The sequence below is a fragment of the Streptomyces niveus genome (assembly GCF_001723055.1).
Lineage (GTDB): Bacteria > Actinomycetota > Actinomycetes > Streptomycetales > Streptomycetaceae > Streptomyces > Streptomyces niveus.
Genome location: NZ_MDCR01000077.1, coordinates 1 through 23,143 on the forward strand (window position 1 = coordinate 1; position 23,143 = coordinate 23,143).

The following is a 23,143-nucleotide window of genomic DNA, read 5'->3' on the forward strand; positions in this document are numbered from 1 at the left end:
CCAGATAGACGGTGCGGCGGGGCGGGGACGACAGCAGTCGCGCGTTGTTCCGCCAGGTCTGGCCGATCGACGCGCGGCCCGTGGCGCGGCTCGGCCTCCTACTGAGGCCGAGCCGCGCCACGGCCGCCGCCACCAGATACAGCGCGGCGCCGGTGAGCAGCGCGCCGCGCGGCGAGAGGACCGCGACCAGCAGACCGCCGGTCGCGAAGCCGCCGATCTGCATCAGACCTGCGGACATGTTGATCGTGGACCGGCCGAGCAGATAGCCCTCTTTGGTGAGGATCTCGTTGAGGAGCCCGAGGCGCACCCCGCCGCCCAGCGCGGAAAACACCCCGAGCCCGAGCACGATCCCGAGGACCGCCGGAACAGGCAGACCGGGCAGCGCCGCGGCGGCCATACCGAGCGCGAAGAGCAGCGACAGCGCGGCCAGGGTGGCGCGCGGCGGCAGCCGGTCGGCCGCCGACAGCAGCATCGTCGCGCCGATCACCTGGGCGAGCGAGGGGCCGAACATGGCGAGCGCGGAGAGCAGCGGCGAGCCGGTCCTCGTGAAGACGAGCGTGCCCAGCGCCAGCCCGCTGACGGTCTGGGCCGCGACCTGGCCGGCGGAGGTGAGGAAGAGCGGGGTGAACTCCGGGGTGCGGAACAGCTCTTGGTAGGTGCGCATGACCGGAGTCTCCGAGGCCCCCGGCGTGGGGCGTTAATGTTTCGCGACAGCGCGAAACATGGGAGAGGGCGGGCGGCACATGGGCTGGTGGCAGGTGGACGCCGACACACTCGCCGGGAGCCGGTTCGTCGTGTCGCCCCTCACCGAGGCGGTCGCGACCCTGCGCGCGCTGGAGGACGGCCGGGCGGCGCACCCCGGCGAGCGCGAGTGGCTGGACACCCACCTGCCCGCCTACCGGGCCCGGCAGGCCGACGACCCGATCACCGCGCTGCTCGTACGGTCGGCCTTCGGCCGCACCTGGAACGCCGACTTCATCACGCCCACGCCCACCGGGCAGACCCTGACCGAGCAGACCTTCGACGACGAGCTGACCCGGATCCGCGAGACGCCGCCCGCCACCGTCCGCGCCGATCTGCTGGTCTCCCTGGGAGGCCCGCTGCCCGCGCTCCTCGCGGACCGTGACGACCTTCCGGAGCGGGCGGCCTCGGTGGTGGAGTGGGTGTGGGCCGAGACGGTGCTGCCGTACTGGCCCCGGCGCCGGCGTCTGATCGAGGCCGATGTCCTGGCGCGTACGGCGCAGTTGAGCCGGGGCGGCTGGGCGTCCGCGCTGGGCGACATGCGGCGCGGGATGCGCTGGCTCGGCGGCAGCCGCCTCCAGATCCGCCCCGGCACCGACCTGTCGCAGGTGATCCCCGGGGTGCGGCTGATGTTCGTGCCGGTGACGCCGGAGCAGAGCTGGGTGTCGTGGGACGCCGACCGTTACGCCGTGGTGTACCCGTGCGCCGGTGCCCTCGCCGACGAGGGCGCCCGCCCGCCGGTCCCGGGACCCCTGCGCACCCTGCTCGGCCCCGGCCGGGCCCGGGTGCTCGCCCTGCTGGGCTCCCCGAAGTCCACGACGCAGCTGGTGGCACTGACGGACCAGGGCCTGGGCTCGGTGGGCCGCCACCTCAGGGTCCTGCTGGACGCGGGCCTGATCGCCCGCCGCCGGTCGGGCCGCTCGGTGCTCTACTTCCGTACGGAGGCGGGCGAGGTCCTGGTCCGCGCCCCCGGCCCCGGCGCCGGCGGGGCCTGACGAGACCGGGCCCCGGAGGGCCGGGCGGGGCGGCAGGCGGCAGCCCGTAACCCTTCCTCCGCCCGGCCGGCCGTGGGGCACCCAGGCCGCCTGGGGGCCCGTGCGCGGGGTGCCGGGTCGCGGTGTCCGAGCCGGATGGCACCCTTGAATCATGAACGACGCGTCCGCATCCGTACCCGCCCCCGCACCCCGCCGCCGGGCCCGGGTCCGCGCTCCCGAGCTGGTGGGCCGGGGTGGCTGGCTCAACACCGGCGGCAAGGCGTACGGCCTGGCCGACCTGCGCGGACGCATCGTCCTGCTCGATTTCTGGACCTTCTGCTGCATCAACTGTCTGCATGTCCTCGACGAGTTGCGCGAGTTGGAGCAGAAGCACAGCGACACCGTCGTGATCATCGGGGTCCACTCGCCGAAGTTCGTCCACGAGGCCGAGCACGCCGCCGTCGTGGACGCCGTCGAGCGGTACGAGGTGCACCACCCCGTCCTGGACGATCCCGAGCTGGCGACCTGGAAGCAGTACGCGGTACGGGCCTGGCCCACGCTCGTCGTCATCGACCCCGAGGGGTACGTGGTGGCGCAGCACGCGGGCGAGGGGCACGCGCACGCCATCGAGAAGCTGGTCCAGGAGCTGGAGGCGGAGCACGCCGCGAAGGGGACGCTGCGGCGCGGCGACGGGCCGTACGTGCCGCCGGAGCCCGTCGCCACCGATCTGCGCTTCCCCGGCAAGGTCCTCGCCCTGCCCTCGGGGAACTTCCTCGTCTCCGACTCCACCCGGCACCAGCTGGTCGAGCTGGCGGCCGACGGCGAGAGCGTCGTACGGCGCGTCGGGAACGGTGTGCGGGGCCTCGCCGGTGACGCGTTCAACGAGCCGCAGGGGCTCGCGCAGCTGCCCGACGGCCGGATCGCCGTCGCCGACACCGTGAACCACGCCGTCCGCGCGTACGACCCCGCCACCGGCGGCGTCGAGACCCTCGCGGGCACCGGCCGCCAGTGGTGGCAGGGCTCGCCCACCCACGGGCCCGCGCTCGACGTGGCGCTGTCATCGCCGTGGGACGTCGCCTGGTGGCAGGACCGGCTGTGGATCGCGATGGCCGGGGTGCACCAGTTGTGGACGTACGACCCGGCGTCCGGCACCGTCGAGGTCGCGGCCGGGACCACCAACGAGGGTCTGGTCGACGGGCCCGCCGGCGAGGCGTGGTTCGCGCAGCCGTCCGGGCTCGCCGCGGCCGGGGACCGGCTCTGGGTCGCCGACTCCGAGACCAGCGCCCTGCGGTACGTGGAGCGGGACGGCGACGCGGCCGGCGACGGCTTCGTCGTACGGACCGCCGTCGGCACCGGGCTCTTCGACTTCGGCCACCGCGACGGCCCCGCCGGACAGGCCCTGCTCCAGCACCCGCTCGGTGTGACCGCGCTGCCGGACGGCTCGGTGGCCGTCTCGGACACGTACAACCACGCCCTGCGCCGCTACGACCCGGCGACCGGCGAGGTCACGACGCTCGCCACGGACCTGCGGGAGCCGTCCGACGCGGTGCTCGTCGGCGCCGACATCGTCGTGGTCGAGTCCGCCCGGCACCGGCTGACCCGGCTGCGGCTGCCCGACGAGGCCGTCCGCGTCGAGTCGGTCGCGCACCGCACGCAGCGCGCGGCGACCGACATCGGGCCGGGCGCGCTCCGGCTCGACGTCGTCTTCGAGGCGCCCAACGGGCAGAAGCTGGACACCCGTTACGGTCCGTCGACCCGGCTCCTGGTCTCCGCCAGCCCGGCGGAGCTGCTGGCCGGGGGCGCCGGCGCGGGTACGGACCTCGGCCGCGGGCTGGTGGTGGCCGAGGGCGTCACCGAGGGCGTGCTGCACGTCTCGGCGATGGCCGCGTCCTGCGACGACGCGCCGGAGATCGAGTACCCCGCGTGCCATGTCCACCAGCAGGACTGGAGCATCCCCGTACGCGTCACGGAGTCGGGCACGGGCCGGCTGGGGCTGGTGCTGGCCGGCCTGGACGCGTAACAGCCGGCCCCGGGCCGCCTACCGGTCGCGCTCGATCACCGTCGGCGGCTGCACGATCGCCCGCCGGCGCTTGGCCATGCTCGTGAACGTCGCGATGCCGATGAGGCCGACCGCCATGAGGATCACCCCGACCAGGTCGAGGTTGACACTCTCCGCCTCCCAGTCCGTCGCGAACGTGAGGATCGCCCCCACCGCGATGAGTGCGATGCATCCGCCAACGCCCATGAATCCCGCCTCCTGATCCGAGTGGTGGCCGTTCCAGGGCCGCTGTGCGGGTACCCGGCGCGGGAACACCCATGCAGGAGGCGGGGAGTTGGGCTGTGCGGCCGACGCGCGGTCAGCTCTCCAGGAACGCCGTCAGCGCGTTCGCGAGCAGGAACGGGTCGTCCGCGCCGCACAGTTCGCGGGCGCTGTGCATCGACACGATCGCCGCACCGATGTCGACCGTCTTGATGCCGTGGCGGGCGGCCGTGATCGGGCCGATCGTCGTGCCGCACGGCATCGAGTTGTTGGAGACGAACGACTGCCACGGCACCCCGGCCCGCTCGCACGCCGCCGCGAACACCGCGCGCCCGCCGCCGTCCGTCGAGTACCGCATGTTGACGTTGACCTTGAGGATCGGGCCGCCGTTGACGCGCGGGTGGTGCGTCGGGTCGTGGCGCTCCGCGTAGTTGGGGTGCACGGCGTGCCCGGTGTCGGAGGAGAGGCAGACCGTGCCCGCCAGCGCCCGCGCCCGGTCCTCGTACGAACCGCCGCGCGCCAGCACCGAGCGCTCCATCACCGTGCCCAGCAGCGGCCCGTCGGCGCCCGTGTCGGACTGGGAGCCGCTCTCCTCGTGGTCGAAGGCGGCGAGCACCGGGATGTACGGCAGGGCGCTGCCCGAGTCGGCTGCCACGGCGACGGCTGCCAGCGCGGCCGTACCGGCGTGCACCGACAGCAGGTTGTCCATGCGGGGCCCGGCCACCAGTTCGCGGTCCCGTCCGAGGTAGGCGGGCGGCTCGACGGAGTGCGGCATCAGGTCCCAGCCCGTGACGTCGGACGCGTCGACCCCGGCCTCCTCGGCGACGAAGCGGATCAGATCGCCCTCCTCTGCCTCGCCGAGGCCCCAGATCGGCTGCATGTGCCGCTGCGGGTTGAGCTTCAGACCGTCGGTGTTGACCCCTCGGTCCAGATGGACGGCCAGCTGCGGTACGCGCAGCAGCGGCCGGTCCACGTGGACCAGGCGGTGGGTGCCGTCCCGCAGGCTGAGCCGGCCGGCCAGTCCGAGGTCCCGGTCCAGCCAGGTGTTGAGCAGCGGCCCGCCGTAGACCTCGACGGCGACCTGGCGCCAGCCGTACGCGCCGGTGTCGGGCAGCGGCTTCACCCGGAGGTTGGGGGAGTCGGTGTGCGCGCCGACGATCCGGAACGGTGTGTGCGGCTCGGCGCCCTCGGGGACGTACCAGGCGATGAGCGCCCCGCCGCGCAGGACGTACTTGCCGCCGGTGGTCCCCTCCCACGCGTCCGTCTCCTGGACCTGCCGGAAGCCGGCCTTCTCCAGGCGCTCGGCCGCGTTCGCCACCGCGTGGTACGGCGTGGGGCTGGCGGCGAGGAAGGTCATCAGGTCGTCGGTGTGGCCGCGGTCGAAGCGGGCGGGTGTGCTCATGGGATCACCATAACGAGCCATGGTTTGGCGTGTTCGTGTGGACGGCGGCGGACAGCAATCGCCGGACGGGCTGAGAATTCAGCCCGTCCGGCGATTGAGGACACAGATGCGCCGCCCGGCTAGAACGCCGCCTCGTCCAGCTCCATCAGCGAGTTGTCCACCGACTCGGCCACCGCGCGCTCCACCGTGACGCCCGGCAGTACGGTCGCCGCGAAGAACTTCGCCGCCGCGATCTTGCCCTGGTAGAAGGGCACGTCCTTCGCGGAGGCCGTCTCCAGCTTCTCCACGGCCACCGCGGCGCCGCGCAGCAGCAGATAGCCGACGACGACGTCGCCCGAGGCCATCAGCAGGCGGGTGGTGTTCAGGCCCACCTTGTAGATGTTCTTGACGTCCTCGGCGGTGGCGGTGAGGTCGGTCAGCATCTTCCCGACGATCGCCTCCAGGTCGACGGCCGCCTTGGCGAGCGCGTCACGGGCCGGCGCCAGCTCCGCGCCGCCCGTCCCGACGGCGAGGAACTGCTTGATCTCCTCGGACAGCGTGTTCAGCGCCTGGCCCTGGTCACGGACGATCTTCCTGAAGAAGAAGTCCTGGCCCTGGATGGCGGTGGTGCCTTCGTACAGAGTGTCGATCTTGGCGTCCCGGATGTACTGCTCGATCGGGTACTCCTGGAGATACCCCGAGCCGCCGAGCGTCTGGAGCGACTGGGCCAGCTGCTCGTAGGACTTCTCGGAGCCGTAGCCCTTCACGATCGGCAGCAGCAGGTCGTTGAGCGCGTGGTCCGCCTTGACGTCCTCGCCCTCCGCCTCCTTCTTGGCGATCTCGTCCTGGACGGAGGCGGTGTAGAGCACCAGCGCGCGCATGCCCTCCGCGTACGCCTTCTGCGTCATCAGCGAGCGGCGTACGTCCGGGTGGTGGGTGATGGTGACCTTGGGCGCGCTCTTGTCCATGAACTGCGAGAGGTCGGGGCCCTGGACGCGCTCCTTGGCGTACTCCAGCGCGTTCAGATAGCCCGTCGAGAGCGCGGCGATGGCCTTCGTGCCGACCATCATCCGGGCGAACTCGATGATCATGAACATCTGGCGGATGCCCTCGTGCTTGTCACCGACCAGCCAGCCCTTCGCGGGGTGCCGGTCGCCGAAGGTCAGCTCGCACGTGTTGGACGCCTTGAGGCCCATCTTGTGCTCGACGTTCGTCGCGTACACGCCGTTGCGCTCGCCCAGCTCGCCGGTCTCCCAGTCGAACTCGTACTTCGGTACGAGGAAGAGCGACAGGCCCTTGGTGCCGGGTCCGGCGCCCTCGGGGCGGGCCAGCACGTAATGAAGGATGTTCTCCGACATGTCGTGCTCGCCGGAGGTGATGAAGCGCTTCACACCCTCGATGTGCCAGGAGCCGTCCTCCTGCTCGACGGCCTTCGTCCGGCCCGCGCCCACGTCCGAGCCCGCGTCGGGCTCGGTGAGCACCATCGTGGAGCCCCACTGCTTGTCGACGGCGATCTCGGCGATCTTCTTCTGCGCCTCGTTGCCCTCCTGGAAGAGGATGCCGGCGAACGCCGGGCCCGAGGTGTACATCCAGATCGCCGGGTTGGCGCCCAGCAGCAGCTCCGCGTAGCCCCAGATCAGGGAGCGGGGGGAGGTGGTGCCGCCGATCTCCTCGGGGAGGCCGAGGCGCCAGTACTCCGAGTCCATGAAGGCCTGGTAGCTCTTCTTGAAGGAGGCCGGCACCGGAGCGGTGTTGGTCTCCGGGTCGAAGACGGGCGGATTGCGGTCCGCGTCGGCGTAGGAGGAGGCCAGCTCGGTCTCGGCGAGCTTGGTGACCTCGGAAAGAATCGTCCTGGCTGTCTCGACGTCCATCTCCGCGAACGGGCCCGTGCCGTACAGCTTGTCGCGCCCGAGGACCTCGAAGAGGTTGAACTCGATGTCGCGGAGATTCGACTTGTAGTGCCCCATGGCGACGGCTCCGTAAGCGGTTGGGTGGCTAATTCCTCGTACGCGCGGCGCACGCGTAATCAGTACGACTCCGATGATGCTACCCGTCGGTAATAAGATGCAACCCCCGCCGGACGTCTGTGACGAGGACGACGGGGAGCGCATGCGGCCCAACGCGCCCATGGGCGGGTCTTTCCTCAGTACTCTTGTGCGCATGTACGGCTACGACCAGAACCCTGGCGCCCAGCAGCAGTACGCACCCCCGCAGCAGCCGATGGGCGCCGGCGGATACGGGGAGCAGCCGCTGTACCCCGAGCCGTCCCCGCCTTCCCTGGCGGACGCGGTGCGGGCGTTCACGACCGGGTCGCTCTCGGCCGAGGACTTCCAGCAGATCTTCGCGACGTCGAAGGTCTACTGCCCGCGCGGCGACAACCCCGGGTTCCTGGCCCTGCACAACACCCAGCAGCCGGTCATCCCGATGTTCAGCACGCTCAAGGAGCTGCGGCGGTACGCGGGCAAGGAGTCCAAGTACTTCGTGATCACGGGCGCGGAGGTGATCGACCTGCTGCCGACGGGGTACGGCTTCGTGATCGACATGGAGGGCGACCACCGGATGGTCTTCGACGCGAAGGCCGTGGAGCAGATGGTGGACTTCGCGATGCGGCGGATGTACGGCTGAGGCCGTCCTCCGTACGGAGGTGCGGAGAGATCAAGAGCGCCGGCCGGGCTGATGCAGCCCGGCCGGCGCTCTGTCGTGCCGGGGGCCGCCCTCCGGCGGGCGCGGGACGGGCCGGGGCGGGAGGGGCGCGGAATACCTCGGCGCTTGCCAGATGTTCAGGATTCAACTAAATTGAAGCCACAACCGAGGAGGCCCCCAATGCCCGCTGTGACCGTCGAAAACCCGCTGACCCTGCCCCGCGTCACGGCCGCGGCCGATGCCGTCGCCCGCCCCGTACTCGCCGTGTCCACCGCGCCCGGCGGCTTCGAGGGCGAGGGGTTCCCGGTGCGCCGGGCCTTCGCGGGGATCGCCTACCAGCACCTCGACCCGTTCATCATGATGGACCAGATGGGCGAGGTGGAGTACGCGCCGGGAGAGCCGAAGGGCACGCCCTGGCACCCGCACCGCGGCTTCGAGACCGTGACGTACCTCATCGACGGCACCTTCGTCCACCAGGACAGCAACGGCGGCGGCGGAACGATCCGCAACGGCGACACCCAGTGGATGACGGCGGGCTCCGGCCTGCTGCACATCGAGGCGCCGCCGGAGTCGCTCGTGATGTCGGGCGGTCTCTTCCACGGGCTCCAGCTCTGGGTGAACCTGCCCGCGGCCGACAAGATGATGGACCCGCGCTACCAGGACATCCGCGGCGGCCAGGTGCAGCTGCTCACCTCGCACGACGGAGGCGCGCTGCTGCGGGTGATCGCGGGCTCGCTCGACGGGCACGAGGGCCCCGGCATCACGCACACGCCGATCACGATGATCCACGCGACGCTGCGGCCGGGTGCCGAGGTGACGCTGCCGTGGCGCGAGGACTTCAACGGTCTGGCGTACGTCCTGGCGGGGCGCGGCGCGGTCGGTCCCGACCGGCGGCCCGTGCACAAGGGCCAGACGGCGGTCTTCGGCACGGGATCGTCGCTGACGGTCCGCGCGGACGAGTCCCAGGACTCGAACGAGCCGGACCTGGAGGTCGTCCTGCTGGGCGGCCGTCCGATCCGTGAGCCGATGGCGCACTACGGCCCGTTCGTGATGAACAGTCACGCCGAGCTGAAGCAGGCCTTCGAGGACTTCCAGTCCGGCCGGCTGGGTACGGTGCCGGCGGACGCCTCGTAAGAGCGGGAAAGGCATGGTGGAGCGGGGCGGCGGGCCGCCCCGCTCCACCTCTGAGTGACACCCCGTCACCCACCCGGCCCCATCCGTGGGACAGCGGCGCGAGCCCCGTGGTCGGGTGGGCGGATGGAGAACTCGCGCGGGAGCGGCACGCCCGGCGTGCTGCCCCCTGAGGTCCGGCGGGTGGGTGCCTGGTGCGCCGTCCTGCTGCTCGTCGCCGGGGTCGTCGGCGTCGGCGTGTGGGTCGTCATCACCTTCAAGACCGCCGTCACCCCCGTCCTGCTCGCCATCCTCGGCACCGCGCTGCTCGGCCCGTTCTACCGGCGGCTCGTCGCCCTCAAGGTGCCGAAGTCCCTCGCCGCCGGGCTGACCTGTCTGGCCGTGGTCGCGGTCGTCGGCGGGGCCGTTTACATCGTCGTCAGCGCGCTCATCGAGACAGGCGACCAGATCGTCAACTCGCTCAAGCAGGCCGGGCAGGATCTCAGCAAGCACCTCGGGGCGGCCGGGACGTCCCTGGACGATGTCGCGTCGAACGCGAAGAGCCTGCTCAGCAAGTTCGGCGGTACCGCGGCCTCCGGGGTGATCACCGGGCTCAGCGTCGTCGGCGAGCTGATCGCCACCGCCGTGCTCGCGCTGCTGCTGATCTTCTTCTTCCTCAAGGACTCCGACCGGTTCGCCGGCGCGCTGCGCTCGGTCACCCCGCGCCGTACCGGCGACATCGTCGAGGCGATGGCGCGGCGCGCGTACGGGGCCGTCGAGGGCTTCATGCGGGGGACCACGTTCATCGCGCTCATCGACGCGGTCTGCATCACGGTGGGCCTGCTGATCCTGCGCGTGCCGGGCGCGGTCGGGCTCGGGGCGCTGGTGTTCGTGGGGGCGTACATCCCGTATCTCGGCGCCTTTCTGTCCGGCGCCGTCGCCATCCTCGTGGCACTCGCCGACCGGGGAGTGGTGATCGCGCTGTGGGCGCTGGGGGTCGTTCTGGCCGTACAGGTGCTGGAGGGGCATGTGCTCCAGCCGGTGATCCAGAGCCGTACGGTGCAGATGCATCCGGCGGTCGTCATGCTGGCGATCACGGCGGGGGGCACCGTGGCGGGCATCCTGGGGCTGCTGCTGGCGGTGCCGCTGACGGCGGCGGCGTTCGGGGTGATCGCGGAGATCCGGGAACGGTACGAGGCGCGGAGCCCGTGACCGGGGCCGGGGGCCGTGGCTCGGCGCGCCGGGGCATCGCCGCCCCGGCCGGCGCCCGGTGACCCGCCGCCCGGTTGCCGTCCCGGCTCAGCCCGCCGCGCCCTTCTCGTAGATCTCGAACCAGATCGACTTGCCCTCGCCCCGCGGATCCACCCCCCACGCGTCCGCCAGCATCTCCATCAGGACCAGCCCGCGCCCGCTCGACGCCAGTTCCCCCGGGCGTCGTTTGTGCGGCAGTTCGTCGCTCGCGTCCGCGACCTCGACCCGCAGGCGGCGCTTGCCGCGCTCCCCCGCCGCCTCGGCGATCAGCACCGCGTCGCCGTCCGTGTGGACGAGCACGTTCGTGGTCATCTCGGAGATCATCAGCACCGCCGAGTCGACCTGTTCCTCGTCCGCCCAGTCGTGCAGCAGGTCCTTCAACTGCCGCCGCGCGTCGGCGACCTGCTCGGGTTCGGCCTGGGCGATCGTCAGGACCGTACGGCGCGGAGGGCGGCGTACGGGGGAGCTGTCGCGGGAGAGCAGCAGCAGCGCGATGTCGTCCTCGCGGCGGTCGGCGAGCGGGCCCGTCGTGTAGTGCGAGCTGGGGCCGTGGACCGCCGCGACCAGCGCGTCGGCGAGCTTCTCCAGCGACAGGTCGGTGTTGTCCTCCAGCACGGGCCGCAGCCGTGTCCAGCCGCTCAGCATGTCGTGCCCGCCGGTCTCGATGAGCCCGTCGGTGCAGAGCATCAGGGTGTCGCCGGGCTCCAGGTGCACCCGGGTCGTCGGGTAGTCCGAGTCCGCCTCGATGCCCAGCGGCAGCCCGCCCGCCGTCTGCCGGATCAGCGCCGTGCCGTCCGCCGCGCGGATCACCGGGTCGGGGTGGCCGGCCCGCGCGATGTCGAGCGTGCCGGAGTCCGGGTCGACCTCCATGTACAGGCATGTCGCGAAGCGCGGCACGGTGTAGTCGGAGTCCTCGCCGGGGTCGCTCTGGTCGGGGTGCGTGGGGCCCTGGGCGGTGGAGAACTCGTACATGCCGTGCAGGAAGCGCGAGGCGCGGGACAGCACGGCGTCGGGCCGGTGGCCCTCGGCGGCGTACGCGCGCAGGGCGATCCGCAGCTGCCCCATCAGGCCCGCGGCCCGGACGTCGTGCCCCTGCACGTCCCCGATGACCAGCGCCACCTTGGTGCCGCCTGGCAGCGGGATGATGTCGTACCAGTCGCCGCCGACCTGGAGCCCGCCGCCGGTCGGCACATAGCGCGCGGCGACGGTCATCCCCGGGATCTCCGGCCCCAGCGTCGGCATCATCGAGCGCTGGAGCCCCAGCGACAGCTCACGCTCCGATTCGGCGACCTCGGCGCGCGCCAGCGCCTGCGCGAGCATCCTGGCGACCGTCGTCAGTACGGAGCGCTCGTCCGGTGTGAACGTCACCGGGTTCTTGAAGGCGGCCATCCAGGCGCCCATCGTGCGCCCGGCCACGATCAGCGGCACATAGGCCCAGGACTGGCGGCCGAAGCCCTTCACGATCGACCAGGTGGCGGGGTAGCGGTCGTGGAACTCCCGGGCCGTCGGGATGTAGATGGCCCGGCCGGTCCGTACGACCTCGGCCGCCGGGTAGTCCGTGTTCACGGACATGTCGGTGAAGGGCCCCTCCGCGTTGTCCGGGTTCCCGTGGTGCCCGATGATCGTCAGCCGGTCGCCGTCGACGCCGAAGACGGCGAGCCCGTCGGGGGAGAAGCCCGGCATCGACAGGGATGCGGCGACCCGCAGCACCTCGGCGGTGGAGCGCGCCTCGGCGAGCGCCCGCCCCGCGTCGAGCAGGAACGCCTCGCGTGAGCGGCGCCAGTCGCCGGCGACCGGGCTGCGGCCGGTCAGCGCGCCCGCCTGCGGTTCGACGATCTCCTGGAGGGTGCCGATCAGCTCGTAGTCCTCGCCGTACTCCCGGTGGGTGACCAGCGGCTTCGAGCGGGACCTGATGGTACGGAGCACCCGCCCCTCCTCGTCCACGACCCGCACCTGGGTCTCGGCGAGCGTCCCCTCGGCGACGGCGAGGCGCACGACGGCGTAGATCTCGTTCCAGTCGACGGGATGCAGGCGCGCGCGAGTGGCCGCCTCGCTGAGGACCGTGGGCTCGGCGGGCAGCCCGAGCAGCCGCGCCGCCTCCGCGTCGAGGGTGACGATCCCGGCAGCGTTGTCCCAGCGCCACAGACCGGTCGCGATCGCGGCCAGTACATCCTCGGTGCGCATTGCACCACTTTAGACAGGTATGGCAGATGAGTGCGGGGTCAAGCGGGCGTGCGGGTGGCCGGGCGGGCGCGCCTCGCGGACGCCTGATGCGGGACCGGCCCCGTATATACGGGGGAAGTGGTCTTGGCCCTGCCGGTAACCTGGTGCGGCCAAGCCCACCCGCCAAAAGCTAAGACTGGATGAACGACGATGCATCGGTACAGGTCCCACACCTGCGGCGAGCTCCGCGCCTCTGACGTCTCCACCGACGTCCGGCTGAGCGGCTGGCTGCACAATCGTCGAGACCTGGGCGGCATCCTCTTCATCGATCTCCGCGACCACTACGGTCTCGTCCAGCTCGTCGCCCGCCCCGGCACCCCGGCCAACGAGGAGCTGTCCAAGCTCACCAAGGAGACCGTCGTCCGTATCGACGGCAAGGTCTCCGCCCGTGGCGCGGACAACGTGAACCCGGAGCTGCCGACCGGCGAGATCGAGATCGAGGTCACCGAGGTCGAGGTCCTGGGCGCGGCCGGGCCGCTGCCGTTCACGATCAACGCCGAGGACGGGGTCAACGAGGAGCGGCGCCTGGAGTACCGCTTCCTCGACCTGCGCCGCGAGCGCATGCACCGCAACATCCTGCTGCGTACGGCCGTGATCTCCGCCATCCGGCACAAGATGACCGCGCTGGGCTTCAACGAGATGGCGACCCCGATCCTGACCGCGACGTCCCCCGAGGGCGCCCGCGACTTCGTGGTCCCCTCCCGGCTGAACCCGGGCAAGTTCTACGCGCTGCCGCAGGCCCCGCAGCAGTTCAAGCAGCTGCTGATGATCTCGGGCTTCGACCGCTACTTCCAGATCGCGCCCTGCTTCCGCGACGAGGACGCCCGCGCGGACCGCTCGCCCGGCGAGTTCTACCAGCTCGACGTGGAGATGTCCTTCGTCGAGCAGGAGGACGTCTTCCGGCCGATCGAGAAGCTGATGACGGAGCTGTTCACCGAGTTCGGCAACGGGCGCGAGGTCACCTCCCCCTTCCCGCGGATCCCGTTCCGCGAGTCGATGCTCAAGTACGGCAACGACAAGCCGGACCTGCGGGCCAAGCTGGAGCTCGTCGACATCTCGGACGTCTTCGAGGGCTCCGAGTTCAAGGCGTTCGCGGGCAAGCACGTGCGCGCGCTGCCGGTGCCGGACACCGCGGGCCAGTCGCGGAAGTTCTTCGACGGCCTCGGTGACTACGCGGTCGAGCAGGGCGCCAAGGGCCTCGCGTGGGTGCGGGTCGGCGAGGACGGCGCGCTGGCGGGCCCGATCGCCAAGTTCCTCACCGAGGACAACGTCAAGGTTCTCACCGAGCGTCTGTCGCTCGTGCCCGGCCACGCGATCTTCTTCGGCGCGGGCGAGTTCGACGAGGTCTCGAAGATCATGAGCGCGGTCCGCGTCGAGGCGGCCAAGCGGGCCGGCCACTTCGAGGAGGGTGTCTTCCGGTTCTGCTGGATCGTGGACTTCCCGATGTACGAGAAGGACGAGGACACCGGCAAGATCGACTTCTCGCACAACCCGTTCTCCATGCCCCAGGGCGGCCTTGAGGACCTGGAGACCAAGGACCCGCTGGACATCCTGGCGTGGCAGTACGACATCGTCTGCAACGGCATCGAGCTGTCGTCGGGCGCGATCAGGAACCACGAACCGGAGCTGATGCTCAAGGCGTTCGAGATCGCGGGCTACGACCGGGAGACCGTCGAGCACGAGTTCGCGGGCATGCTGCGCGCGTTCCGCCTCGGCGCCCCGCCGCACGGCGGCATCGCGCCGGGCGTCGACCGCATCGTGATGCTCCTCGCCGACGAGCCCAACATCCGCGAGACGATCGCCTTCCCGCTCAACGGCAACGCGCAGGACCTGATGATGGGCGCGCCGACGGAGCTGGACGAGACGCGGCTGCGCGAGCTGAACATCCAGCTGCGCAAGCCGGTCGCCAAGTAGGCAGATCGTCTGTTCGAAGGGCCCGGAACCGTACGTACGGTTCCGGGCCCTTCGCATGGGTGCTCACGTGCTCACGTGCTCACGGTGCTCGCCGTGCCCGGCGACCCGGCGACGCGTTGGACAGGGCGTCGGAGAACTGCGGCCGGTCCCGGTCCGGACCCGCTTCGGCGGCCAAGTCGGTGTCTGTGCCGCCGGGGCGGGCGCGAGTTCCCGGATCGTCGGCGACGTACGCGACATGATCGCCGGTGCGCACCACTCCGCCCCCACGAGAGCTGAAAGGCCCCCCATGTCTCACCGCGCACGGCCGCACGCAGTGGCCGCCCTCCTGCTCGCCGCCGGTCTGCTGGTCAGTGGCTGCGCGGGCGGGCTCGGGTCCTGGGGAGCGGAATCGTCCGCCCCGACGGCGCCGGACGGCAAGGGCGCGACCGGCGCACGGGCCGACGCCGACGGGGGCGGCGGCGGAAACGCGGACGCGCGTGGCGGCCTGGGGCGGGCCGTGCCGGACTCGCAGTCGGGGGAGCGGACCGTACGCCCGAGGGAGATCCCCTCGCTCGGCCCGAAGACCCGCGCGCGGATCCCGGCCGACAGCCGCCAGGCGGTCGTGGTCACCGGCGACGCCCCGGACTCCAACCGGGCGACCCTGGTCCTCTACGAGCGCGACCCGGTGCGGGGCTGGCGCTCCGTCACCGACCCGTGGCCGGCCCACAACGCGCTGAAGGGCTGGACCGACGACCACCGCCAGGGCGACCTCCGCAGCCCCGTCGGTGTCTTCGGCCTGACGGACGCGGGCGGCCGGCTGCCCGACCCGGGGACGAAGCTTCCGTACGACGAGGGCCCGGCCTTCACGATCGAGGGTGTCGGCTTCGAGGGCGAGCAGCTGGCCGGTTCGTTCGACCATGTCGTGGCCATCAACTACAATCGCGAGCCCGGCACCACCCCACTGGACTGGGCACGCCCCCTGGGCGAGGCCAAGGGCGGCGGCATCTGGATCCATGTGGACCACGGCGGCCCGACCCAGGGCTGCGTCTCGCTGCCGATCGCCCGGCTGAAGGAACTGATGCGCTGGCTGGACCCGGCGAAGCGCCCGCAGGTGGTGATGGGCGACGTGTCCGCGCTGGGCAGGTAGGGCACGCGCGGGAACGCCGGAAGGGCCGCCGCGACCGCGGCGGCCCTTCCGGCGTCCGGAGGCAGGGCAGGGCTTACGCCTGCTTCTCCTCCAGGCGCGGGAACAGCACCGCGCCCTTCGTCACAGTCGTGCCCGCGGGGAGCCGGCCCCACGTGCCCGCGTCCGCCACCCGCTGGTCCGCCAGCGCGCCCAGCGCGGCGTCCGCGCCGAGGGAGTCCCAGAGCTTCTGCGACGTCTCGGGCATCACCGGGTTCAGCAGCACCGCGACACCGCGCAGCGCCTCCGAGGCGGTGTAGAGGATCGTCGCGAGCGCCGCCTGGCCCTCGGGGGACGTGTCCTTCGCGACCTTCCACGGCTCCTGCTCCGTGATGTAGCCGTTGACCTGCTTCACGAAGTCGAAGATCGCCAGGATGCCGCCCTGGAAGTCCAGCTCCTCGCCGATCTTCCGGTCGGCCTCGGTGACCGCCTTCGCCAGCCCGTCCCGTACGGCCTGCTCGGCGGCCCCGCCGGACGTCCCCTCCGGCAGCGTGCCGCCGAAGTACTTGCCGACCATCGCCGCGACGCGCGACGCGAGGTTGCCGTAGTCGTTGGCCAGCTCGGAGGTGTACCGGGCGGAGAAGTCCTCCCAGGAGAACGAGCCGTCCTGGCCGAACGCGATGGCCCGCAGGAAGTACCAGCGGTACGCGTCCACGCCGAAGTGCGAGGTCAGGTCCTGCGGCTTGATGCCGGTCAGGTTCGACTTCGACATCTTCTCGCCGCCGACCATCAGCCACCCGTTCGCGGCGACCTTGCCCGGCAGCGGCAGGCCCTGCGCCATCAGCATCGCGGGCCAGATGATCGCGTGGAAGCGCAGGATGTCCTTGCCGACGAGATGCACGTCGGCGGGGAACGTCTCCTCGAACTTCTGCGGGTTCTCGTTGTAGCCGACGGCCGTCGCGTAGTTCAGGAGCGCGTCGATCCACACGTAGATCACGTGCTTCTCGTCCCACGGCACCGGGACGCCCCAGTCGAACGTCGACCGCGAGATCGACAGGTCCTGGAGCCCCTGCCTGACGAAGTTCACGACCTCGTTGCGCGCGGACTCCGGCTGGATGAAGCCCGGGTTGGCCTCGTAGTGCGCGAGGAGCTTGGGACCGTACTCGCTCAGCTTGAAGAAGTAGTTCTCCTCCTTGAGGATCTCCACCGGCGTCTTGTGGATCGCGCAGAGCTTCAGCCCCGCGAACTCACCCTCGCCGTCGAGCAGTTCGCCCGGGAGTTTGTACTCCTCGCAGCCCACGCAGTACGGGCCCTCGTAGCCGCCCTTGTAGATCTCGTCCTTGTCGAACAGGTCCTGGACGAATTCCTGGACCCGGTCGGTGTGCCGCTTCTCCGTCGTACGGATGAAGTCGTCGTTCTTGATGTCGAGGTGTTCCCACAGAGGCCGCCACGCCTCGTCGACGAGCTTGTCCGCCCACTCCTGCGGAGTGACCCCGTTCGCCTCGGCCGTGCGCATGATCTTCTGACCGTGCTCGTCGGTGCCCGTGAGGTACCACACCTTCTCGCCCCGCTGGCGGTGCCAGCGGGTGAGCACGTCGCCTGCGACGGTCGTGTAGGCGTGGCCCAGGTGAGGAGCGTCGTTGACGTAGTAAATGGGGGTGGTGACGTAGTACGCCCGCCCACCCTGCTCTTCGGATCCAGTGGCGGCCATGGTCGAAATCCTAACGGCCCGCCGACGGTGCCCTCACACGCTTAAAACCTGAGAGTGTGCTTAAAGAGTGTGGATCCGGCACAACCTACGCCCCCCGTTGGCGCATCTTATGAAGGAGAGAGAAGACATTCGTGGGCCTGCGCACGGGTAGGCGTGAAGAGAGTGTGCCGGAACGGGGAGGATCGACATGCGGGTGCTGGTCGCCGAGGACGAGGAAATCCTGGCCGAGCTGATCGCCACCGGGCTGCGCCGCGCCGGTTTCGCCGTCGACACCGTCTACAGCGGGGACGCCGCGCTCGCCTACCTCGGACTGCACGACTACGACGTCGTCGTACTCGACCGTGACCTCCCCCGTGTCCACGGCGACGACGTCGCCCGCAAGCTCGTCGCCGACGAGTCCCGGACCCGGATCCTGATGCTCACGGCGTCCTCCTCCATGGAGGAGCGCGTCAAAGGGCTCGACCTGGGCGCCGACGACTATCTGGGCAAGCCCTTCGAGTTCCCCGAACTGGTCTCGCGGGTACGGGCATTGCGCCGGCGCAGCGCCCGGGCGTTACCGCCCACGCTGGAGCGGCGCGGGGTGCGGCTGGACACCGTGGAGCGTACGGCGGACCGGGACGGCATGGCCCTCGATCTCTCCGTGAAGGAGCTGACCGTGCTCCAGATCCTGCTGGAGGCGGACGGCAAGGCCGTGACCGCGCAGCAGCTGCTGGAGCGGGCGTGGGACGCGCAGACCGACCCGCTCGCGGGTGTCGTACGGGTCTGTGTGGGGCAGCTCGGGGTGAAGCTCGGCGATCCGGCGCTGATCCGGACGGTGGACGTGGGCATGGACGGGGACGGCGGGGGCTACGTCCTGTGAGGGGTGCGGTTCTGTGAGGGGTGACGTGTGGTGACCGGTGCCATCCGAAAGCGGATCGCCCTCGTCTACGGCGCGGTCTTCCTCGTCCTCGGCGGCTGTCTGCTCACCGTCGTGTACCTGCTCTCCAGCGCCGGTACGGAGTCGGAGGCCGCCGAGATCGCGGCCCGCGTCGTCCCCGCGAACCCGCCGGCGTCGGGCAACGGCTACTTCCTCACCGAACGCGGCGAACTCGCGCCCGTCACCGTCACCCAGCTCACCGACAACGTCAGCGACGCCGCGTCGGACGAGCTGATGTTCTGGTCGGTGGGCGCGCTGCTGGTGATGGCGCTGTGCGCCGTCGCCGTCGGCTGGTGGACGGCGGGCCGGGTGCTGCGCCCCGTACACGCCATGACGGCGAAGGCGCGGCTGCTCTCCGAACGCAACCTCCACGAACGGATCGGCTCCACCGGCCCCGACGACGAGCTGAAGGAGCTGGGCGACACGCTCGACGCGCTGCTGGGCCGGCTCCAGAAGGCGTTCGACAGCCAGAGCCGCTTCATCGCGAACGCCTCCCACGAGCTGCGTACGCCGCTGGCCACGCAGCGCACGGCGATCCAGGTGGGCCTCGCGGGCGCGGGCACGCCCGAGGAGCTGGCCCGTACGAAGGAGATGCTGCTCGACAACAACCGGCGCAGCGAACGCCTCATCGAGGGCCTGCTGGTCCTGGCGCGCAGCGAGCGCGAGGTCGAGGACCAGGAGGAGATCCGCTGGGGCGAGCTGGTGACGGAGGAGGCGGCGCGGCACGGCCTGACGGTGACGGTGGAGGGGCCCGGCCGAATACGCGGCAACCGGGCGCTGCTGGACCGGCTGGTCGGCAATCTGCTGGCCAACGCGCAGGCGTACGGGAAGGGCGAGGTCGCCGTCCAGGTTTCCGGGACCGCCTTGACCGTACGGAACAACGGCCCGCGCATCGCCCCGGAGGAGATCGCGGCCTTCTTCGAACCGTTCCGGCGCGGCGAGGGCCGCGACCGGATGGGTCCGGGGGCGGGCCTCGGCCTCTCGATCGTCCGCTCGATCGTGACGGCGCACGGCGGCAGGGTGACGGCGGAGCCGGGCGGGACGGACGGCGGGCTGGCGGTGCTGGTGAAGCTGCCGTCGGTGCCGGGGTAGTCCGGAGCGGTCTAGAACACGTCGCGCAGGGTGTCCAGGAGGCGGGCGATGTTCGCCTCGTCGCGGCGGTAGTAGGTCCACTTGCCCCGCCGGGTGGCGATGACCAGTCCTGCCTGCCGCAGCATCGTGAGGTACTGCGAGGTGGTCGACTGCCCCAGACCTGTCCGCTGCTGGATGTCGGTCACGCAGACGCCGATCTCGACGTCGTCGGGCTCCTGGCCGGGGAAGCTCATCGGGTCTTTGAGCCACACCAGCATCTGACGGCGGGCCGGGTTGGACAGGGCGCGGAACACAGCCAGCAACTCTGCCTCCGAGAACATGCGGTGATCGTAACGCAAGGACATATTGACGATTCGCGATATCTCGATCTAAGGTCGTGGCATGTCGACTTCGATGCGCGTGGTGGAACTCGTCCGCTTCGGTGACGCGGACACCGCGTTCGCCCCCCGAGAGCTGCCAAGACCCACTCCCGGACCCGGCCAGTTGCTGGTGCGCGTGGAGGCCACGTCCGTGAACCCCCTCGACCTCCAGACCCGGCGCGGCGACTACCGCGACGAGGTGGCGCTGCCCGCCGTGATCGGCAACGACGTGTCCGGCGTGGTGGTCGGGACCGGTCCCGGGGCGGACGACTTCCGGCCGGGCGACGAGGTCTGGTACCTGGCGCCGGTGTTCACCGGGCAGGGGACCTACGCCGAGTTCCACGTGGTCGACCAGGCCGTGGTCGCCCGCAAGCCCGCGGGGCTGTCGCACGTCGAGGCGGCGGGTCTCGCACTCGTGGGCATGACGGCGTGGGAGGGGCTGGTCGAACGCGCCGGACTGCGGGTCGGGGAACGGGTCTTGGTGCACGGCGGCGCGGGCGGGGTCGGCTCGGTCGCGGTCCAGCTCGCCAGCGCGCTGGGAGCCGAGGTGGTGACCACGGCGCGGGCGAGGGACCACGAGTTCGTCACCGGACTGGGAGCCGACCACACGATCGACTTCTCGGCCGGTGACTACGTGCCGCAGGTCCGCGCGCTGGGCGCGGTGGACGTCGTACTGGACACGGTGGGCGGGGACACCCTCAGCCGCAGCCCGGAGATCCTCGCCGACCGGGGCCGCGTGGTGTCCATCGTGGACATCGCCGACCCTCAGAACCTGCTCGCCGCGTGGGGCGTGAACGCGACGTACCACTTCGTCTTCGTCAGCCCCGGCCGGGCGAAGCTGGATGCCCTCGGCCGGCTGGTCGACCAGGGCAAGCTCCGGCCGGTGATCGGCGCGGTGCTACCACTGGCCGACGTCGCACAGGCGCACACCCTGCTGGAAGGCGGCCCCACCACAGGCGAGACCCGCCGACGCCCACGCGGCAAGATCGCGGTCGCTGTGCGGCGGTGAGGGGGTGGGGCCTCTCAGAACCGGTAGACCTTCTCGCCGTCGGGTACCTGGTAGCAGCCGGAGACGAGCATCAGGTTGAGGTTCGGTGATGCGTCCTTCGCGAAGTACGCGATCTGGACGCTGTACTTCTTCTCGTCGTTGTCGGCGGTGAGGCTGAGGTTCTTGTTCTTGCTGTTGTCCCGCCCGTACTCGACGACCTTCCAGCCGTTCTTGGGCAGCTCCGTCTTGAGCCGTTCCATCACACCTTCGAGCTGGTCGGCCGATGCCGGCGTGAAAGTCCACGGGTGAAAGATCGTGAAGTACTTCTCCGGATCCTTGTCGCCGCACTCCGAAACGCCCGGTCCGGTGTCGGACGCCTTTCCCTTGATGCCGATCAGGTCGTAGAGCTCACTGGAGACCCGCTCCGCCTCATCGGCGGCGTCCTCCGAGTTGCTCGTTCCTGCGCTGGGGAGGTCGTCCGAGCCCGCGGAGCTGTCTGATCCGTCGGAGCCGTTGGTGTCAGTCATGCCGCATCCAGTGAGGGTCGTGAGGGCGAGGGACATGAGGAGCGCGGACGCGCCCAGCTTGATCTTCAAGTTGAGGAGCCTCTGTCGGTCGGGCGTTTGATGGATCGGTCAACAGACTGGCACGTGGCACGGTCGCTGGTCATTCCTATCTCCCGCCCCTGTAGTTGTCCGGCTGCTTGAGGTCGGCGTTCTCACCCTTGCCCGCCACCACGAGCCCCTGGTTCTTCAGGCTCTGGGTGTTTTCCTTCCAGTAGTCGCTGTGCCCCTCGGTGTCCGTGCTCAGCTGATTGGCGTCGAAACGATCGTCACTGGGGATGACGAAGACTCCTTCCCACCCGGCTCCACCGTGCCCGTAGCGTCCGATGTCCGGGACGGGGTCCCCCTTCGCCTCCTGGTTCCAGACGTGCCCCTTCGGCACGTCCATCTGATCGGCGTTGCTCACCTGCACCCCGGGGCTGCCCGCGAGGATCACATCGTCCACGTTGAGATCACCCTGCCGGGCCGCCGACCCGATGAGGGTCGTGCCGTACGAGTGGCCGATCGCCGTACGGTGCGGGTCGGAATCGGCCGTACGCGACGCGTCGAGGCCGTCGAGGAACCGGTTGTAGGCGGGAGCGCCGTCATCCGCGTAGTGGCTGAACGGTGAGTCCTTGACGATGTTCTGCGGGGCGTCGTAACCGAGCCAGGTGATCGTGGAGACGGAGCCGTTGTTGGCGGCGTCGGCCACACGCCACACGTTCTCCATCCGGTTGATGTCGCCCCCGATACCGCCCAGGTTCGACGTCGTACCCGGCACATAGACCGCCTGATGATCGGCTGTGTCCGGATTGCCGTTGGCCACGATCGCCCGGCCGTTGCCCTCCGGGCTGAATCCGAGCAGGTACGCCTCGGGCAGCCCCTTCTCACCGGTCCGGTCGAAGCGGTCCTGGATGCTCCCCATGCCCTTGAGGGACTTGTTGAGCTGCTCGTACCGGTCCCCGTACTTGTTGTGCCACGCCATCCACTCGTCCGTGTGGACCTTCGACGGGTACATGCCTGCCGTGATCCACGTCCACTCGTTGGCGGGCGGCTTGGGCATGGCGTCCAGTTCCATCTGGAGCTGGCCCCGCTTCTCCTCCAGGACGACGCGGTTCGCCTCGTCGCGTACCGTCGCGGGCAGCCCGTCGAGCGCCCCCACCGTGTCCGGCCGCAGCGCGAGCCACGCGGCCTGCTCCTCCGGACTGAGCTTCTTCCACCAGTCGGCGTTCTGCGCCGGGGTGCCGTCCTTCGGGGCCTGCGGCAGCGAGTCCAGGTAGTTCTTGCCCGCCTCGCGGACCCCGCCCATGTCCGACTGCGCGTCCGCCCAGTCCGCCTTGGAGACGGTCAGGTCGTCGTCGGCCTTCAACGCCCGCAGTTTCGGCGCCCACTTGCCGTCCGCCTCGGTGGCTTCCTTCAGGGCGTCGGCGACCCGGTTCGCGTACGCCATCGCCCTGCCGTAGTACGGATTCGGGTGGATGCCCGCCGCCTGCCGCTCCAGTGCGTCCGACGTCGGACTGCCCCCGGCGCTCCCGGACACCGTGCCGCCCGGTTCGTCCTTCTCCGCACCCGGTTTCCGGCCGGCGGGATAGCTGACCGAACCGTCCTGCCCCACCGTGCAGTTGTCGGCCGCGGCGTCCGCGATGGCCGCGTCCAGCTTGCGCTTGGCCGCCGCCATGTCGAAGGCGAAGCCGGTCAGCGCGGTGCTCACGAGACCGCATTCGGTCTGCGCGTAGTGAAAGTTCTGCGACAGACTCTTGAGTTCCCGCAGGGCGGCCGTCACCGCCTCGCCCTTCAGCTGGCTGGTCATGCCCGCGCTGATGCGGTTGTTTATCGTGTCCTTCGCCGCACTGGCCATGTCACCGGTCGTCCGGTAGCCGTCGGCGGCCTCCTCGTACTCCGACGGCTTGAAGCCCTTCAGCGTCGCGAGATCCAT

At 70.7% G+C, this 23,143-nt stretch carries 19 protein-coding genes; 10 read left to right on the plus strand and 9 right to left on the minus strand.

The features are described 5' to 3' along the window. The coding region (locus tag BHU15_RS11470; RefSeq protein WP_141726799.1) for an MFS transporter at positions 1 to 664 on the minus strand (664 nt) is incomplete at its 3' end. Positions 665 to 743: 79 nt separating this feature from the next. Here BHU15_RS11470 and BHU15_RS11475 point away from each other — a divergent pair. Then, the gene (locus BHU15_RS11475; RefSeq protein ID WP_069627092.1) at positions 744 to 1,736 is read left to right on the plus strand and encodes an ArsR/SmtB family transcription factor; all 993 of its coding nucleotides are present in this window, start codon (positions 744 to 746) and stop codon (positions 1,734 to 1,736) included. Between the two features lie 151 nt (positions 1,737 to 1,887). After that, positions 1,888 to 3,735, plus strand: coding sequence for an NHL domain-containing thioredoxin family protein (locus BHU15_RS11480; RefSeq protein WP_069627093.1), 1,848 nt, complete (start codon positions 1,888 to 1,890; stop codon positions 3,733 to 3,735). An 18-nt stretch (positions 3,736 to 3,753) separates the two neighbouring features. Here the strand turns inward: BHU15_RS11480 and BHU15_RS11485 are convergent, their stop codons facing one another. The 3 genes from BHU15_RS11485 to BHU15_RS11495 all read right to left on the minus strand — a co-directional run bounded on the left by BHU15_RS11485 (position 3,754) and on the right by BHU15_RS11495 (position 7,323). Beyond that, entirely contained in the window at positions 3,754 to 3,960 is a 207-nt protein-coding gene (locus BHU15_RS11485; RefSeq protein ID WP_023540170.1) for a DUF6458 family protein, read from the minus strand. Between the two features lie 112 nt (positions 3,961 to 4,072). After that, positions 4,073 to 5,377, minus strand: a complete 1,305-nt coding sequence (locus BHU15_RS11490; RefSeq protein WP_023540169.1) for a M18 family aminopeptidase — start codon at positions 5,375 to 5,377, stop codon at positions 4,073 to 4,075. A gap of 119 nt (positions 5,378 to 5,496) precedes the next feature. Continuing rightward, complete coding sequence (locus BHU15_RS11495) at positions 5,497 to 7,323, minus strand: acyl-CoA dehydrogenase (RefSeq protein ID WP_069627094.1); 1,827 nt, start codon at positions 7,321 to 7,323, stop codon at positions 5,497 to 5,499. Between the two features lie 193 nt (positions 7,324 to 7,516). Here BHU15_RS11495 and BHU15_RS11500 point away from each other — a divergent pair, with 193 nt between their 5' ends. The 3 genes from BHU15_RS11500 to BHU15_RS11510 all read left to right on the plus strand — a co-directional run bounded on the left by BHU15_RS11500 (position 7,517) and on the right by BHU15_RS11510 (position 10,321). Continuing rightward, entirely contained in the window at positions 7,517 to 7,981 is a 465-nt protein-coding gene (locus BHU15_RS11500; protein WP_031230612.1) for an SseB family protein, read from the plus strand. Positions 7,982 to 8,179: 198 nt separating this feature from the next. Next, positions 8,180 to 9,133 (plus strand): pirin family protein, encoded by a 954-nt coding sequence (locus BHU15_RS11505; protein ID WP_069627095.1) that lies wholly within the window; start codon positions 8,180 to 8,182, stop codon positions 9,131 to 9,133. Positions 9,134 to 9,256: 123 nt separating this feature from the next. Then, complete coding sequence (locus BHU15_RS11510; protein ID WP_069627096.1) at positions 9,257 to 10,321, plus strand: AI-2E family transporter; 1,065 nt, start codon at positions 9,257 to 9,259, stop codon at positions 10,319 to 10,321. A gap of 87 nt (positions 10,322 to 10,408) precedes the next feature. Here BHU15_RS11510 and BHU15_RS11515 read toward each other — a convergent pair whose 3' ends face one another. Further along, positions 10,409 to 12,544, minus strand: coding sequence for an ATP-binding SpoIIE family protein phosphatase (locus BHU15_RS11515; RefSeq protein WP_069627097.1), 2,136 nt, complete (start codon positions 12,542 to 12,544; stop codon positions 10,409 to 10,411). 189 nt (positions 12,545 to 12,733) lie between these two features. On the opposite strand from BHU15_RS11515, the gene aspS reads away from it, so the two are divergent. Both aspS and BHU15_RS11525 read left to right on the plus strand, forming a co-directional pair. Then, the gene (gene aspS / locus BHU15_RS11520; protein ID WP_069627098.1) at positions 12,734 to 14,497 is read left to right on the plus strand and encodes an aspartate--tRNA ligase; all 1,764 of its coding nucleotides are present in this window, start codon (positions 12,734 to 12,736) and stop codon (positions 14,495 to 14,497) included. A 286-nt stretch (positions 14,498 to 14,783) separates the two neighbouring features. After that, on the plus strand, positions 14,784 to 15,623 hold the full coding sequence (locus BHU15_RS11525) for a hypothetical protein (protein ID WP_069627099.1): 840 nt from the start codon (positions 14,784 to 14,786) through the stop codon (positions 15,621 to 15,623). Positions 15,624 to 15,696: 73 nt separating this feature from the next. Here BHU15_RS11525 and metG read toward each other — a convergent pair whose 3' ends face one another. Next, complete coding sequence (metG, locus tag BHU15_RS11530) at positions 15,697 to 17,310, minus strand: methionine--tRNA ligase (RefSeq protein ID WP_069627100.1); 1,614 nt, start codon at positions 17,308 to 17,310, stop codon at positions 15,697 to 15,699. Between the two features lie 187 nt (positions 17,311 to 17,497). Between metG and BHU15_RS11535 the strand changes: the two genes are divergently transcribed. Beyond that, a complete protein-coding gene (locus tag BHU15_RS11535; RefSeq protein ID WP_069627101.1) occupies positions 17,498 to 18,169 on the plus strand; it encodes a response regulator transcription factor in 672 nt (223 codons plus the stop codon). A 30-nt stretch (positions 18,170 to 18,199) separates the two neighbouring features. Further along, positions 18,200 to 19,318 (plus strand): sensor histidine kinase, encoded by a 1,119-nt coding sequence (locus tag BHU15_RS11540; protein ID WP_348538477.1) that lies wholly within the window; start codon positions 18,200 to 18,202, stop codon positions 19,316 to 19,318. Positions 19,319 to 19,329: 11 nt separating this feature from the next. Here the strand turns inward: BHU15_RS11540 and BHU15_RS11545 are convergent, their stop codons facing one another. After that, on the minus strand, positions 19,330 to 19,638 hold the full coding sequence (locus BHU15_RS11545; RefSeq protein ID WP_031230604.1) for an ArsR/SmtB family transcription factor: 309 nt from the start codon (positions 19,636 to 19,638) through the stop codon (positions 19,330 to 19,332). A gap of 61 nt (positions 19,639 to 19,699) precedes the next feature. Here BHU15_RS11545 and BHU15_RS11550 point away from each other — a divergent pair, with 61 nt between their 5' ends. Beyond that, entirely contained in the window at positions 19,700 to 20,686 is a 987-nt protein-coding gene (locus BHU15_RS11550; RefSeq protein ID WP_069627103.1) for a zinc-binding dehydrogenase, read from the plus strand. A gap of 14 nt (positions 20,687 to 20,700) precedes the next feature. Here BHU15_RS11550 and BHU15_RS11555 read toward each other — a convergent pair whose 3' ends face one another. Beyond that, on the minus strand, positions 20,701 to 21,192 hold the full coding sequence (locus BHU15_RS11555) for a hypothetical protein (protein ID WP_247748429.1): 492 nt from the start codon (positions 21,190 to 21,192) through the stop codon (positions 20,701 to 20,703). Between the two features lie 145 nt (positions 21,193 to 21,337). After that, on the minus strand, positions 21,338 to 23,143 hold the full coding sequence (locus tag BHU15_RS11560) for an alpha/beta hydrolase (protein ID WP_069627104.1): 1,806 nt from the start codon (positions 23,141 to 23,143) through the stop codon (positions 21,338 to 21,340).